The organism is Pseudoduganella sp. R-34, from assembly GCF_049904655.1.
GTDB lineage: Bacteria > Pseudomonadota > Gammaproteobacteria > Burkholderiales > Burkholderiaceae_D > Rugamonas.
The window spans coordinates 1,727,146-1,741,389 of sequence record NZ_CP184572.1 but is presented as its reverse complement, the minus strand read 5'-3'; the positions used below and the strand labels follow the sequence as shown (position 1 = coordinate 1,741,389).

Sequence of the window (14,244 nt, the reverse complement as noted above, 5' to 3'; positions counted from 1 at the left end):
TCGCTGCTCTGTTGCTGGGGGCGCGCAATTTGTCATGGCCATTTGACGGCTGATTGCGCCGGGCCAAGCATTTTCGGTAAGATTTGGCGATTCGTCCACGACAAGCGACCAGCATGGCAAGCATCCGCCAGAACCTTTCCATGATCCTCGCCACAATGGTCATGTTCGGCGCCGCGCTGCTGATCAATGAACTGCTGTTCAAGCAACTCGAGTTCGCCGAAGGGATCAACTGGATCTACCTGCCGGCCGGCGTGCGCTTGCTGGCCACCCTGCTTTTTGCCGAAGCAGGCGCGATAGGCCTGCTGGCCGTTTCCTGGCTTTACTGCTTCCTCGTCCTCTTCCCGCATGATCCTGTGCGTGCCTTTGCCGGCGGCATCCTGGCCAGCGCGGCGCCCTACCTGGTCTACCTTGGCGCCAGGCGCTGGCTCGACCTGCAAGGCTCGCTGGCCAGCCTGGCCGCCTGGCAGGTGCTGGCGTGCGCTGTCGCCTATTCCGTGGCCAGCCCCCTGCTGCACCACATCTGGTTTGCCCTGTACGAGGGGCGCGGCCACCTGCTGCAAGGCTTTGCCGTGATGGCATTGGGCGACCTGGCCGGCACTGTCTTGCTGCTGTTCTTCACCAAATGGGTCATGCGCCTGTCGATGTCGCGCAACTAAAACAGTGCCTGCTGCGCCGTGGTCAGGGCAGCGAAACTGTCGTGCAGCGGCAGCAGGATGGCGTCGGCGATCGGCTGCAGTTGCTTGTCGAGATAGTGCTGGTAATCGATCGGTGAGCGCTGCACTTCCAGCGGCTCCGGTCCGCTGGTGGTGACGACATAGCTGATACGGCCTCCGTTCTGGTAGCGCAGCGGCCGGCCTTGTGCCTTGTTGAATTCATCGGCCAGGCGCGCGGCGCGCACCTGCGGCGGCACGTTGACCTGGTATTCGTCGAGACGATGGCGCAAGCGCTTGCGGTACACCAGCAGTTCATCGTGGGCGCCGGACAGCGTATCGCGCGCATATTCGCGCACGAAGTCCTGGTAAGGCTCGTTGCGGAAAATGCGGGCAAACAGGCCTTGCTGGAATTGCTGCGCCAGCGGGGTCCAGTCGCTGCGCGCCACTTCCAGGCCTCGGTAAATGATGTCGCCGTCGCTGGTCAGTCCCGCATAGCGCTTCTTGCTCCCCATGTCGGTACCGCGGATCGTCGGCATGAAAAACTTCCGGTAGTACGTATCGAACTCGATCTCCAGGTAGCTCTGCAGCTTGTATTTCCTGTGCAAGCGATCCTTCCACCATTTGTTGATCTTGGCAACCAGAGCGCGCGCAATGGCAAGCGCCTCCTCCGTTTCATGCGGCCGCTTGAGCCAGATGAAGATGGAGTCGGTATCGCCGTAGATCGCTTCATAGCCCTCCTTTTCCACCAGCTCTCGCGTGAGCTTGAGCAGTTCGTGGCCGCGCAAGGTGACGGAGGAAATCAGCTGCGGGTGGTAGAAGCGGCAGTCGGTGGAACCGAGCACGCCGACGAAGGAATTCATCAGCAGCTTGAGCGCGGTCGACAGGGCATCGTTCTTTTCGCGCTTGGCGGCATCGCGGCCCTGCCAGAGCTGGGTGGTGATGGCAGGAAGGCAGTGGCGGGTACGCGAGAATTGGGCGCCGCGCATGCCGGGTACGGCATCGCCGCCGGCTTCCGCCTCCGCCTCGCCTTCGACCATGCCGACCGGGTCGACAAGGAAGGAGCGGATGATGGACGGATACAGGCTCTTGAAGTCCAGCACCACCACCGAGTCGTACAGGCCGGGGCGTGAATCCATCACGAAGCCGCCGGGCGACGCCACGGCCGGAATTTCGCCGACATTCGGCGCCACATAGCCTTCGCGATGCATGCGCGGCAGGTACTGGTGGCTGAAAGCGGCAATCGAACCGCCCATATGGTCGGGCACCAGCCCCGTCACGTGGGAGCGCTCCAGGATGAAGTCCATCACGCGCGTCTTCTCGAAGATGCGCGTCACCAGCTCGCAGTCTTTCAGGTTGTAGGTGGCCAGGGCCGGCTTGTCTTCACGGAAGCGGCGCTCGATCTCGGCCATCTTGTCGTAGTCGCTGCCGATTTCCTTGCCCTCCCCCAGCAAGGCTTGCGACACGTTCTCCAGGCTGAAGGAAGGGAAACTCCATGACGCGGCGCGCAAGGCCTCGATGCCGTCGATGGCGATGCGGCCAGGAATGGTGGCGAACACGTAGCCGTCGCGCGCCTGGTGGGTACGCCATTCGACCGGACGGCCTTCACGGCCCAGCAGCAGCGGCACCTTGTATTTTTCGGCATTCTTTTGCAGCGTTTGCAGGTCGAACTGCACCACGCTCCAGCCGATGATGGCGTCCGGATCGTGCACGCGGAACCACTCGTTGAGTTTCTCGATCACGCGACGCGGGGTCGGGCAGTATTCGAGGTCGAAATCCACCGCGGGCGGCGCGGCCGGCTGTTCGCCCAGCATGTAGACCTGGCGCTGGCCGCAGCCTTCCAGCGCGATCGAGTACAGGTCGCCGAAAGCGCTGGTTTCGATATCAAGCGACACCATGCGCAGGTGCGGGCGGTATGCCGGCGCGGGACGCAGCTTGCCACCCTCGAAGTCCACGCCGGCCGTGATGAAGCGTTCCATCAGGTAGCGTTCCGGCGGCTTGATGTCCGCCTCGTACAGGCGGATGCCGCGCTCGCCCAGCTTGCGCTCCAGCGCCAGCAACTGCTTGTAATGGCTGGCGTAGATGCCGACCACCGGCTCGCGCTGGAATGTCTTGAGTGCAACTTCGCGAATGTCGATGCCCGGCATGCCCGCCACCAGGGTCGCAATCGTTTCGCGCAGCGAAGCCTCGGCGAAAGCCACCGAAGCTTGTGCTGTCAGCAATATTTTGCGGGGGCCGTCGTCGGTCGCGAGCCAGAACTCGATTTCCGTGCCGTCGCGGGCGTCGCGCCAGGCGCGGGTGAGGATAAAACCAGGCATGCGCACGATTATACTGTATGAACACACAGTAAACTTGCAACATTAAAATAACATTGATAGAATAGTATGTTGCCTTGTATCAAGAGCAGGCAACCTAACTAGAAATAGGAACACTTAAAATGATCAAGCAAATCACCGCTGCCACCCTGCTGGCAGTAGCATCCTTCGCTGCATCCGCAGCTGAACCATCGTTCTACGTCGGTGGCGACGTAGGCAAGACCAAGATCGACGACGTGGACGGTCGTAAGACCTCCGCTGGCGTTTTCGGCGGCTACACCTTCGACGAGAACTTCTCGGTTGAAGCCGGCTTCCGTCGCGGCGGCAAATGGGGCGACCTGAAAGTCAACCAATATGCCTTGTCCGTCATCGGCTCCCTGCCAGTAGCTGACCAAGTTGCCGTGTACGGCCGCCTGGGCTACAACCGCGTCGAGTGGAAAGAAGACGGCGACAAAGATCACGACAACAAAGCCCTGTTCGGCGTTGGCGTGAGCTACCAGTTCACCAAAGAAATCAGCGGCCGTGTTGAATGGCAGCGTCCTACCAGCGACGCACAGAACATCAGCGTTGGCGTGGCTTACCACTTCTAAGCTGTTGCTTCGCACAGAGAGCCGCCGGACCTGGTCCGGCGGCTTTTTTTATTTGGGCTGCAGTGAAGCCAGGGCTGCTTCCAGGACTTCATCGCGGCCTGCCCGTACGCCTTCGACCGTCTGCTTGACCAGGTGCTGTGGCTGCACACCCACGCCAACGAAGGCGCGGCCATCCGGATAACTATCCTGTTTCGTGCAGATGCGCGCACTGCCGCCGCCCGGCAGCTTGATGAAGAGCGGCTGGCCGGTGCTGCCGCCGGTTGGCTCGCCCACCAGGGTGCCGCGCTGCATGACATCGAAGGCCACGGCAAAGTCCTCGGCCGCCGAGAAGGTCGCAGCGCTGGTCAGCACCAGCACCGGTTTCTTGTACTGGCGCTGCGGGTCGGGCTGCACCACATCGGAAGCTTCGGCGTACATCGGCTGCGCCTTTTCCCAGGCGCGCCAGGCCGGCTTGTAGTCGCGGGTGGCCCAGCGGCTGGTCAGGAAAGCCTTGTCATCCAGCGTCGACAGTATCTTGTAGCCCACTTCCGAATTGCCGCCGCCATTGCGGCGCACATCAATCACCAGCGCCGAAGACTTGGCAATGTCGGCGAAAGCGGCCATCCAGGCGTCTGCCGCACTGTTGTCATCGAAGCTGTTCAACGCAACGTAGGCAACGTCGCCCGGCAGCATGCTGAATTCAAACGAGGGAGAGTTGGCGACAGCGGCCTTGCGGGCTTCCCGGCCCACGCGCGCAAGCTGCTGATCGAACTGCTTGCCAGCAGCATCGCGGAAGGTCACGCGCACGGCCGAGCCGGCCGCGCCACGCAGGAACTGGGTCCCGAACGCGCGTAGTGCTTCGTCCTGCGGCGAGGAGGCACTCACATACGGCGTGATCTCGCGGGCTACGTAAGCCTTCACTTCGGCGCCATCCACCGCCACCACTTCCAGTCCGGGCATGATGCCCTTGGCGCGCAAGCCGGGGTCCAGGACTTCGGTCACGATGACGCGGCCTTCGACCGGCCGGGTCACCAGCAGCGGCAGGCCGCCCATGCGGTCGGACAGCTCGTTTGGCACCATCACGTTGGTGTGACCATCTTTCAGCCTGGCCACCAGTTCCGTCAGCACGCGGTAATAGTCTTCAGTACTGCGCGTTGCGCGCACGCGCGGCAGGGCTTCCAGGTACAGCTTGTCCCAGTCCAGCTTTTCCAGGGTGGCGGTATCGACGAAGTTGTATTTGACTTCCGACCACAGCTTGGACAGGCCGGCGACCTTTTCATCCTCGCTGATGTTTTCTTTATAAGAGCCCGCCAATGCCGCGGTTTCCCACTGCATGGCAGGCTGCTGCTGCGCCATCGCGCCGGCGGCCATCAAGGCCAGGACCAGCGCCGCTACATGGCTTTTTGCCATTTTGTCTCCTGAATGTGCTGAATGCCCGACATTCTAGAGGCCCGGCGGCGCCGGCGCTACCCTGTTACAAGCCTGATACTTTTCGTACAGGGGGCGGCTGTTAGAATCCTTCCTCGAAGTTCTTCATTTCCCTTTCGAGACCATGCGACCACTTGCACTTCCCTTGCTGGCAGCCCTGCTGGCAGCCCCCGCATTTGCCACTAGCCCAACCCCCATCACCCTCGACCAGGCCATGTCCCACCCGGACTGGATCGGCACGCCAGTTGAAGCGGCATGGTGGAGCTGGGACGGCAAGCAGATTTTCTATAAACAAAAGCGCGTCGGCTCCTCGCTGCGCGACACCTTCCAGGCCGGCGACAAGCCGCGCCTGGTGGCGGACTCCGAGCTGTCCAACCAGGACAGCCCGAACATGGTGTTCAATCGCGAGCGCACCCGCGCCATCGTGCTGCGCAACGGCGACCTGTTCGAACGCGACCTGAAATCCGGCGCCCTGGTGCAGATCAGCCGCGGCACTGCCAACGCTTCCTCCCCCCAGTACTCGGCAGATGGCCGCAGCGTGCAGTTCAAGGTCGGCAACGACTGGTTCAGCTGGAGCCGCGCCGAGCGCCTGCTCTCCCCTGTCGCCTTGCCGCGCGCCGCCAAGGACCCGGCCGCCGCACCGGATGAAGACTACTTGCGCGACCTGCAGCTGCGCCTGATCACCACCCTCAAGCGCCAGAAGGATGAACGCGACGAGACACGCGCCCGCGCCAAAGCCGAACGCGCTGCCGACGCCACCCGCGCGCCGGTGCCGCTTTACTTTGGCGACAAGGTATCCATCGATGCCTCATCTCTGTCGCCAGATGGGCGCTGGCTGGTGGTCGCCACTTCGCCGAAAAGCAGCGAGAACGGCCGCGTCGGCAAGATGCCGCGCTACGTGACCGAGTCGGGCTACGAAGAATTCGACGACCAGCGTGCTCGCGTTGGCCGCAACCTGCCGCTGGCGCAATCGCTCAAACTGGTGGACCTGCGCACCGGCGCCATCAAGGACCTGTCCTTCGATTCCCTGCCGGGCATCGCCACCGACCCGCTGGCCAGCCTGCGCGAAGCAGCCAAGCAGCCGGCCCTGAAGGGCAACCGCGCCACCCGCCTGGAAGCCGATGAAGGCGACGGCATTGCCTGGAGCGACAACGGCGCCAAGGTCGCCGTCATGCTGCGCACCGTGGACAATAAAGACCGCTGGCTGGCCGGCATCGACCTGGAAGGCGCCAAGCTGAAGTCCCTGCACCGCCTGACCGACAATGCCTGGATCAACTACAGCTACAACGACTTCGGCTGGCTGCCGGACAACAACACGCTGTGGTTCATGTCCGAGGAAACCGGATACGCCCACCTGTACACCCTCGGCGCCGACGGCAAGCAGCGCGCCCTGACCAGCGGCAAATGGGAAGCATCGAACGTGAAGTGGAACGCCGACGGCACCCTGGCCTATATGCTGTGCAACCGCCGCACGCCCGGCGAATACGAGGTGTGCTCCGCTTCAGCCAAGGACGCCACCGTGCGCGAAGTCACCCAGCTCAATGGAGGCGTCGAACAGTTCGACCTGTCGCCTGACCAGCGCAAGCTGCTGGTCCACTATTCATCGGCCTACGTCCCTTCGCAACTGGCTACCGTGCCTGCTACCGGCGGCGCAGCAACCAGGCTGACCGATACCCGCAGCGCCGAATACAAGACACGCGAATGGATCCAGCCGCAGATGGTGGCCGTGCCGTCGACCCACGGCGCTGGCCAGCCGATCTGGTCCAAGCTGTATCGCCCGGCCACGCTGGAACCGGGCAAGAAGTACCCGATCGTGATGTTCGTGCACGGCGCAGGCTACCTGCAGAACACGCACAACCGCTTCCCGAACTACTTCCGCGAGCAGATGTTCCACAACCTGCTGGTTGAAAAGGGCTACATCGTGCTGGACATGGATTACCGCGCGTCGAAGGGCTATGGACGCGACTGGCGCACGGCGATCTATCGCCAGATGGGCCATCCTGAACTGGACGATTATGTGGACGGCGCCAAATGGCTGGCAGCGAACCACCAGGGCGACATCGACAAGGTCGGTATCTACGGCGGCAGCTATGGCGGCTTCATGACCTTCATGGCGCTGCTGCGCGAACCGGAGCTGTTCAAGGCCGGCGCCGCGCTGCGCCCGGTGACCGACTGGACCACCTATAACCACGGCTACACCGCCAACATCCTGAATACGCCGGACATCGACCCGGAGGCTTACCGCAAATCTTCGCCGATCGAGTACGCGGACAAGCTGAAAGGCCACCTGCTGATCGCCCACGGCATGGTGGACGACAATGTGTTCTTCCAGGATTCGGTGCGCATGGCGCAGCGCTTCATCGAACTGAAAAAGGACAACTGGGAACTGGCGGCGTATCCAATGGAACGCCATGCCTACGTCCAGCCTGAGAGCTGGTACGACCAGTACCGCCGCATCTACAAGCTGTTCGAGAGCACCCTCAAGTAGGTTTCGCCACGCTGCTTGGCAACGCCTGGAAGTCGTCTGTCTGATACAGCGAGTGCCAGGCTGCCAGCAGCGCCGGCGGCGGCGTGACCAGCTTGCGCGCCGTCAGGTCCAGCCAGCCGCCCGAGCTGTTGATCCGGGCGGACAGCTTGCCATCACTGCGATACACGTCGCTGCGCAGCATCCAGCGGCTGCCATCCTGAGACATCCCGGCCAGCGCCAGCGTGACGGTGATGGTATCCATCAGCAGCACTTCCTTGAAATACGCGATATCGTCCTTCATCACGACCGGGCCGATATTCAGGCGCTTGAATTCCGCCATCGGGAACCCATTCTCGCCCAGGAACATCATGCGGATATCGCCCGCCTTGTTCAGGTATGCCGTGTTGGCCATATGGCTGTTGAAATCCATATCGCCCCAGCCGGCCAGCATCTTGCGTTCAAACATTGCCACTCCCCCTTACTCGGCTGCGAGGAAGTCCAGCAAAGTCAGGGCCACGATCTTGGTCGCCTTGCGCAAATCTTCCAGCAGCAGTTTTTCATCTGCCTTCTTGGCATTCGATTCGGGCACGCTGCGCGGCCCTGCGCCATATAGTACTGCGGGAATGCCTTGTTCGCCGTACAGTCGCGCATCGGCGTACAGCGGCGTGCCGACCGCCGGGATATCCTCGCCCAGCACCTCGCGCGCGTTCTTCTGCAGCCTGGCCACCATCTTTTCGCCGGCCGGCAGCGGACGCAAGGCGTGCGACAGCAACAGGCGCTTGATCTCGAGACGAATCCCGGGTTCACCCTGCACTGCCTCTTCGATCAGCTTGCGCACCTGCGCCTCCACCGCCACCGGGTCCTCTTCCGGGATCATGCGGCGGTCCAGCTTCATCACGACCTTGCCCGGCACGACATTGGTATTGGTGCCGCCGTCGATGCGGCCCACCAGCATGGTCGGTGAATCGATGCCTGGCACCTTCGATTTGATCTTTTTCAGCTCAGGCAACTGGCCGTAGACCGCATTCAGGATCTTCGTTGCCGCCTGCAGCGCGTCATGCCCGGTTTCCGGCATGGCGCCATGGCCTGACTTGCCGTGCACCGTGATTTCAAGCTGGAGGCAGGCATTGTGCGCGGTAACGATGTTGTAGCTGAAGCCTGCCGCGATCACGTAATCCGGCCTGGTCAGCTTTTCGCGCAGCAGGAAGCCAGGGCCAAGCAGGCCGCCAAATTCCTCGTCATACGTGAAATGCAGCTCCACGCCGCCTTTCAGCTTGACGCCCAGCGCTTCCAGCGCGCGCACGGCGAAGATGTAGGTAGCGAAGTCGCATTTCGATACCGCTGCTGCGCGGCCGTAGATATAGCCGTCGTCGATCACCCCGCCGTAGGGCGGATAGGTCCAGCCCTCGCCCGGCGGCACCACGTCGCCGTGGGCATTCAGCGCGATCGTCGGGCCGCCGGCTTCATACGGGCGGCGGATGATCAGGTTGGTGATCGACTCCATGCCGTAGTCCCGCACTTCCTGTTCCGGCACGGCGTGCTTCTCGGCGTTCCAGCCATAGGCTTTTACCATGTCCGCCACGGTTTCCGCATGCGGCGTGTTGTTGCCGGGCGGCGTATCGGTCGGCACGCGCAGCACCTGCTGCAGGAAGGCCACTTCTTCGTCGAAATGGTCGTCAATCCACTGGGTGAGTTTGTCGTTCATTATTTCGCTCCTGCGGCGAACCATGCGCCCAGCTCGGCGCGTTCCGCTTCGGTCATATTGGTCAGGTTACCGATCGGCATGTCCTTCTGCTCCACGGCGCGCTTGTGAATCTGGGCTGCACGCTGGTGCACCTGGTCGGCCGTATCGAACATCACGCCAGCCGGCGCCGTGGCAAAGCCAGGCTGCGTCGGTGTGGCCGAATGGCAGGCCAAGCAGCGCTGATCGACGATCGCTTTCACTTTCGCGAATTGCGCAGCAGGGTCGGCGGCTGGCTTCACGGCGGCAGGCTTTGACGGCGCAATCGCCACGGCAACCGCCAGCAGCAGCGCTACGCCAATGACAGGATAGCGCCATTCGATGCGGCCCTTGTGGCGCAGGTTGAAGAAATGGCGAATGAAGACGCCCGCCGCCATGATGAAGCCGAGCACCAGCCAGGCATTCTTGTTCTGGTAAGTCATCGCGTAGTGGTTGCTGATCATGATGAACAGCACCGGCAGCGTGAAGTAATTGTTATGCACGCTGCGCTGCTTGGCCTTGATGCCATGGATCGGATCCGGCAGGCTGCCCGCCTGCATCGCCTGCACCATCTTACGCTGGCCGGGAATGATCAGCATCGCCACGTTGGCCACCATGATCGTGCCGATCATGGCGCCGATGTGGATGAAGGCAGCGCGCCCGCTCAGCAGGCGAGTCAGCGCATAGGCTGCGGCAACCAGCAGCAGGAATACCACCAGGCCAAGCCACTTCTCGCTCTTGCCCAGCGGCGAGCGGCACAGCGCATCGTACACCACCCAGCCTGCCACCAGGAAGCCAATGCCAATGCCGACAGCCTGCAGGCTGGAGAGATCGGCCACCTGCTTGTCCACCATCATCGCCTGCGCGTTGAAATAATAGGCGATGGTCAGCAGCGCGATGCCCGACAGCCAGGTGCTGTAAGCCTCCCACTTGAACCAGTGCAGCTCCTTCGGCAGTTCGGCCGGCGCCACCAGGTATTTCTGCGGGTTGTAGAAACCGCCGCCGTGCACCGCCCACAATTCGCCGGAGATGCCCTTCTTCGCCAGGTCCGAGCCCGGCGCCGGCGGCCGGATCGAATTGTCCAGCCAGACGAAATAGAACGACGCGCCGATCCAGGCAATGCCCGTGATGATGTGCAGCCAGCGTACCAGCAGGTTCGCCCATTCCAGGCCGTAGGGCAGCAGGTAATCCATGTAAATCCTTGAGTTGAAGAAGTGGCAATCTATCGAAGATACGCGTTTTCGAGCCCCCACAACATGAAATATGTCGTATATTCAAGATATTCGAATTCATATACGTACGCAAGATGTCCGGCCTGCCGCAACACCTCGATATTCACCTCATTCGCATTCTCTACCTGCTGCTGGTCGAGAAGAACGTATCGCGCGTGGCGCTCAAGCTGAACCAGCCGCAACCCTCCATTTCGGCGTCCTTGCGCAAGCTGCGCGAACTGACCGGCGACCCGCTGCTGGTGCGCGGCGCGCGCGGCATGGTGCCGACCCAGCACGGCGAAAGCCTGCTCAAGCCGGCCAAGCGCATCCTGGACGAAACGGAATCGCTGTTCGTGAAGAAGACGCCCTTCGTGGCGCAGGAGGAAGCGCGCACCTTCAATATCGCCGCACCCGACTACCTGGACAGCCAGTTCCTGCCGAACGTGGTGGCCTTGTTACGCCGAGGCTCGCCCAGGAGCCGCGTGGTGATCCACTCAATCGGTCCCGGTACAGACTATCTGCGGCTGCTGTCGGACGGCGACATGGACCTGGTCATCGCCAACTGGGACGAGCCGCCGCAGCACCTGCACATTTCCAAGCTGTTCGAAGACCCGATCATCTGCGCCATGCACGCCGGCAGCCCCTATGCCAAGCGCACCGCCAGCGATGCGATGTCGCTGGACGACTACCTCGCCCTGCCCCACGTCGCACCATCGCAAATGGTGCCCGGCTACGGCGGCGTGATCGACTCCTTCCTGGAGCGCCAGGGCATGCGTCGCAATGTGGCGGTGGAATCGGCCTATTTCAGCCTGATCCCGTACATGCTGGCGCAGACCGACCTGGTGCTGACCACCGGCCGCCAGTTCCTGCGCTTCTACGAAAACTCGCTGCCGCTCAAGGTCTTTACGCCCCCGGTCAAGTTCCCGCCGATGCGCTTCTACCAGCTGTGGCACGAGCGTGTGCACCAGGCCCCCGAGCACAAATGGCTGCGCGACCAGGTCACTGCTGCCGCCAAGGCGCTCTAATTGAAAGTCGGGGTCAGGTCTGGCAATCCGCCACATTTTTCGCTATGCGAAAAATGTGGCGGATTGCCAGACCTGACCCCGACTTTCATAATTGCAGGTATAAAGGAGCGATTATGGCGGGGCGCTCGGGACTGGGTATGATCGATTGTTCAAGATAGGACAAATGCGATGACCACGACTCTTCCTGAACTGAACTCCTGCCCGCCGGCTGCTTTTATCGACCACCTGCGCGGCATCTATGAGCATTCTCCTTGGATTCCGGAACGGGCGGCGGCGCAGCGGCCATTTGCGACGCTGGCGGCGTTGAAACAGGCCTTGCAAGGCGTGGTCACCAGCGCGACTGAAGGCGAGCAGCTTGGCCTGATCCGCGCGCACCCGGAACTGGCGGGCAAGGCGGCCATCGCAGGCGAACTGACAGCCGAATCAACCAGCGAACAGGCCAGGTCCGGCTTGAACCTGTGCAGCGCGGAGGAATTCGCCACCCTGCACAAGCTGAACGCCGACTACAACGCGAAGTTCGGCTTCCCCTTCATCCTGGCGGTCAAAGGCCCGACTGGGCAAGGCTTGACGCGTGAAACCGTCATCGCTACCTTCGCGCGCCGCCTGAAAAACCAGAGGGCCGATGAAATGGCGGAGTGCCTGCGCCAGATTCACCGCATTGCCGAAATACGCTTGAACGACCTGCTGGGCGTGGAGCTGGAGTTCGGCCCGCAGATCATGCAATGGTCGGAAGACCTGGCGCAGTGGAGCGACGAGGCAGGTGCCCTCACCTGCGCCTACATGACCGATGCCCACCGCGCCACCGCCGCGCAGTTGGCCAACTGGATGCGCGAGGCCGGCATGCAGGTCGAGATTGATGCTGTCGGCAACGTCGTTGGGCGCTATCTGTCCGGAGCGCCGGGTGCGAAAACCATCCTTACCGGCTCCCATTACGACACGGTGCGCAACGGAGGCAAGTACGATGGCCGCCTTGGCATCCTGCTGCCGATCGCTATCGTGCGCCACCTGCACGCCAAGGGCGAGCGGCTGCCGTTCAATTTTGAGGTGATCGGCTTCGCGGAAGAAGAAGGCGTGCGCTTCCGCAGCACCTTCCTCGGCAGTAATGCGGTCACCGGCAAGTTCGACATGTCCCTGCTGGATGCTGTGGACGCCGACGGCATCAGGATGCGCGACGCACTGGCCGCCGCTGGCCACGACGCGGCAGCCATTCCTGCGATAGCGCGGCGGCGCGAGGATATCGCCGCCTATGTCGAAGTCCACATCGAGCAAGGCCCGGTATTGCTGGAACGGGGCCTGCCAGTCGGTGTTGTAACGGCCATCGCGGGAAGTTCGCGCTTCCTGGTCGAGCTGCAAGGCGTGGCCAGCCATGCCGGTACCACGCCGATGCATATGCGCAAAGACGCAGCTGCGGCGGCAGCCGAGATCGTGTTGCTGGTCGAGCAGCGCTGCGCGCAGGGCGACGCATTGGTCGGCACGGTCGGACAGCTCCAGGTGCCGGGCGGTTCCGTCAACGTCATTCCTGGCGCCTGCAAGCTCTCGCTCGACATCCGCGCTGCCGACGATGCAGTGCGCGAGGCGGCGGTGCGCGATGTATTGGATGGCCTGGCGACAATTTGCGCGCGGCGCAATATCGAATTCAAGGTGGAGAAGATTGTCGAAGCCAAGGCCGCCCCATGTGCGCCTTGGCTGATGCAGCAGCTGGGCGATGCAGTCCAGCGCAGCGGCCTGCCACGCTTCGACCTGCTGTCCGGTGCCGGCCACGATGCCATGGCGATTGCCGCGCTCACCGACGTGTGCATGCTGTTCACTCGCTGCGGCAACGGCGGCATCAGCCATAATCCGCTCGAGACCATGACGGCCGACGATGCGGAAGTCGCCGCGCAGGTGCTGCTCGACTTCCTCCGCAGTTTCATTAGCGGCGCTGCGACAGCTCGCTGATATCTGCCGGGCTGATATCGACTTCGCCGCCACTACGCGCGGCGGAGACAATTTTTGCCGCAATCATGTCGTTGGCGGGAGCAAGGATGCTGAAGTGGGACTTGTTCGCCACTTCCATGAAGCGGATGGCCTTGTTCTTGTTCTTCTGTCGCATTTCCTGCAGGTCCTGCACATTGCCGCCAACGGCCCCCTCCAGTACGAACAGCGGACTGCGGACTGAATCCATCCACAGGATCGGCGCGCGGCGCTTCGCTTCCTGCATGTCCTTGATGTCATAGTAGTTGTAGTCTTCGCCGTAATAATGCGCCGCCGCTACCGGCCCGAAAGCAAAGACGCCGCGGAACCGTTTCGTGCTTTCAGCGACCAGCATCACCAGGGTTGCGCCCGTACTGTGCCCGCCCAGGTAGATACGCTGCGGGTCCACATACGGCAAACTGGCCAGGTAATCCGCGGCCGCGATCACATCATCCACTTCACCGTAGAAGCCTTCGCGCCGGCCCGGATTGTCGTTCCCGCCGCGCAGGCTTGGCAGCATCAGCACGAGGCCGGGCTTGCGATAGGCCGCTGCGCTCTGGTCGTTTTCGCGCGGCCTCGGCTTCCACATCTCTTCCAGCGAACTGCTGTCGCCGCCGGCGATCCAGATGATTGCGGGATACTTGCCATTGCCGTCCGGCTTCGGCGTGACATAAGCTGCCAGGGCGCCAGCCGGCGACTTGTAGTGCACGCGTTCGAAGACACCTGCCGGTGGCGCAGGGAGGGCTGGGAACTTCTCGCCCTGGCGAATAATTTTGGTGGTGAATCCCGCGCGCGCCTGCACCAGGGCCGACTCAGGCGAGGGCTGGGCCATGGCATCGGAGGCGAGGTGCATCAGACACGCAAGCGGCAGCGCCAGCAGGAGTTGTTTAAATTTCATGAAATAGG

The 14,244-nt window shown here is 62.4% G+C and carries 11 protein-coding genes; 5 read left to right on the top strand and 6 right to left on the bottom strand.

The window, feature by feature from the left end; genetic code table 11:
- Positions 1–113: 113 nt before the first annotated feature.
- Positions 114–656: a hypothetical protein gene (locus tag ACN9MW_RS08135; RefSeq protein ID WP_426169598.1), complete on the top strand. Its 543-nt coding sequence runs from the start codon at positions 114–116 to the stop codon at positions 654–656.
- On the opposite strand, the gene ACN9MW_RS08130 is transcribed toward ACN9MW_RS08135, so the two are convergent.
- A complete protein-coding gene (locus tag ACN9MW_RS08130) occupies positions 653–2,968 on the bottom strand; it encodes a DNA polymerase II (RefSeq protein ID WP_426169595.1) in 2,316 nt (771 codons plus the stop codon). The genes ACN9MW_RS08135 and ACN9MW_RS08130 overlap by 4 nt on opposite strands.
- A 119-nt stretch (positions 2,969–3,087) precedes the next feature.
- Between ACN9MW_RS08130 and ACN9MW_RS08125 the strand changes: the two genes are divergently transcribed.
- Positions 3,088–3,555: an outer membrane beta-barrel protein gene (locus tag ACN9MW_RS08125; protein ID WP_426169593.1), complete on the top strand. Its 468-nt coding sequence runs from the start codon at positions 3,088–3,090 to the stop codon at positions 3,553–3,555.
- A gap of 48 nt (positions 3,556–3,603) precedes the next feature.
- Here ACN9MW_RS08125 and ACN9MW_RS08120 read toward each other — a convergent pair whose 3' ends face one another.
- Positions 3,604–4,944: a S41 family peptidase gene (locus tag ACN9MW_RS08120; protein WP_426169591.1), complete on the bottom strand. Its 1,341-nt coding sequence runs from the start codon at positions 4,942–4,944 to the stop codon at positions 3,604–3,606.
- A gap of 142 nt (positions 4,945–5,086) precedes the next feature.
- Between ACN9MW_RS08120 and ACN9MW_RS08115 the strand changes: the two genes are divergently transcribed.
- On the top strand, positions 5,087–7,450 hold the full coding sequence (locus ACN9MW_RS08115; protein ID WP_426169588.1) for a prolyl oligopeptidase family serine peptidase: 2,364 nt from the start codon (positions 5,087–5,089) through the stop codon (positions 7,448–7,450).
- Here the strand turns inward: ACN9MW_RS08115 and ACN9MW_RS08110 are convergent.
- Genes ACN9MW_RS08110 through ACN9MW_RS08100 form a run of 3 tightly spaced genes read right to left on the bottom strand, consistent with a single transcriptional unit; the run spans position 7,443 to position 10,342 of the window.
- Entirely contained in the window at positions 7,443–7,895 is a 453-nt protein-coding gene (locus ACN9MW_RS08110) for an acyl-CoA thioesterase (protein ID WP_426169586.1), read from the bottom strand. The two genes, ACN9MW_RS08115 and ACN9MW_RS08110, sit on opposite strands and share 8 nt — an antisense overlap.
- 12 nt (positions 7,896–7,907) lie before the next feature.
- Complete coding sequence (locus tag ACN9MW_RS08105; protein ID WP_426169583.1) at positions 7,908–9,134, bottom strand: ArgE/DapE family deacylase; 1,227 nt, start codon at positions 9,132–9,134, stop codon at positions 7,908–7,910.
- Entirely contained in the window at positions 9,134–10,342 is a 1,209-nt protein-coding gene (locus tag ACN9MW_RS08100; protein ID WP_426169580.1) for a urate hydroxylase PuuD, read from the bottom strand. The genes ACN9MW_RS08105 and ACN9MW_RS08100 overlap by 1 nt, the downstream gene beginning before the upstream one ends.
- A 113-nt stretch (positions 10,343–10,455) precedes the next feature.
- Here ACN9MW_RS08100 and ACN9MW_RS08095 point away from each other — a divergent pair, with 113 nt between their 5' ends.
- Positions 10,456–11,385: a LysR family transcriptional regulator gene (locus tag ACN9MW_RS08095; protein ID WP_426169578.1), complete on the top strand. Its 930-nt coding sequence runs from the start codon at positions 10,456–10,458 to the stop codon at positions 11,383–11,385.
- A 168-nt stretch (positions 11,386–11,553) separates the two neighbouring features.
- Positions 11,554–13,323, top strand: a complete 1,770-nt coding sequence (locus ACN9MW_RS08090; RefSeq protein ID WP_426169575.1) for an allantoate amidohydrolase — start codon at positions 11,554–11,556, stop codon at positions 13,321–13,323.
- Here ACN9MW_RS08090 and ACN9MW_RS08085 read toward each other — a convergent pair.
- Positions 13,298–14,236, bottom strand: coding sequence for an alpha/beta hydrolase family protein (locus ACN9MW_RS08085; protein WP_426169572.1), 939 nt, complete (start codon positions 14,234–14,236; stop codon positions 13,298–13,300). The genes ACN9MW_RS08090 and ACN9MW_RS08085 overlap by 26 nt on opposite strands.
- Positions 14,237–14,244: the final 8 nt, after the last annotated feature.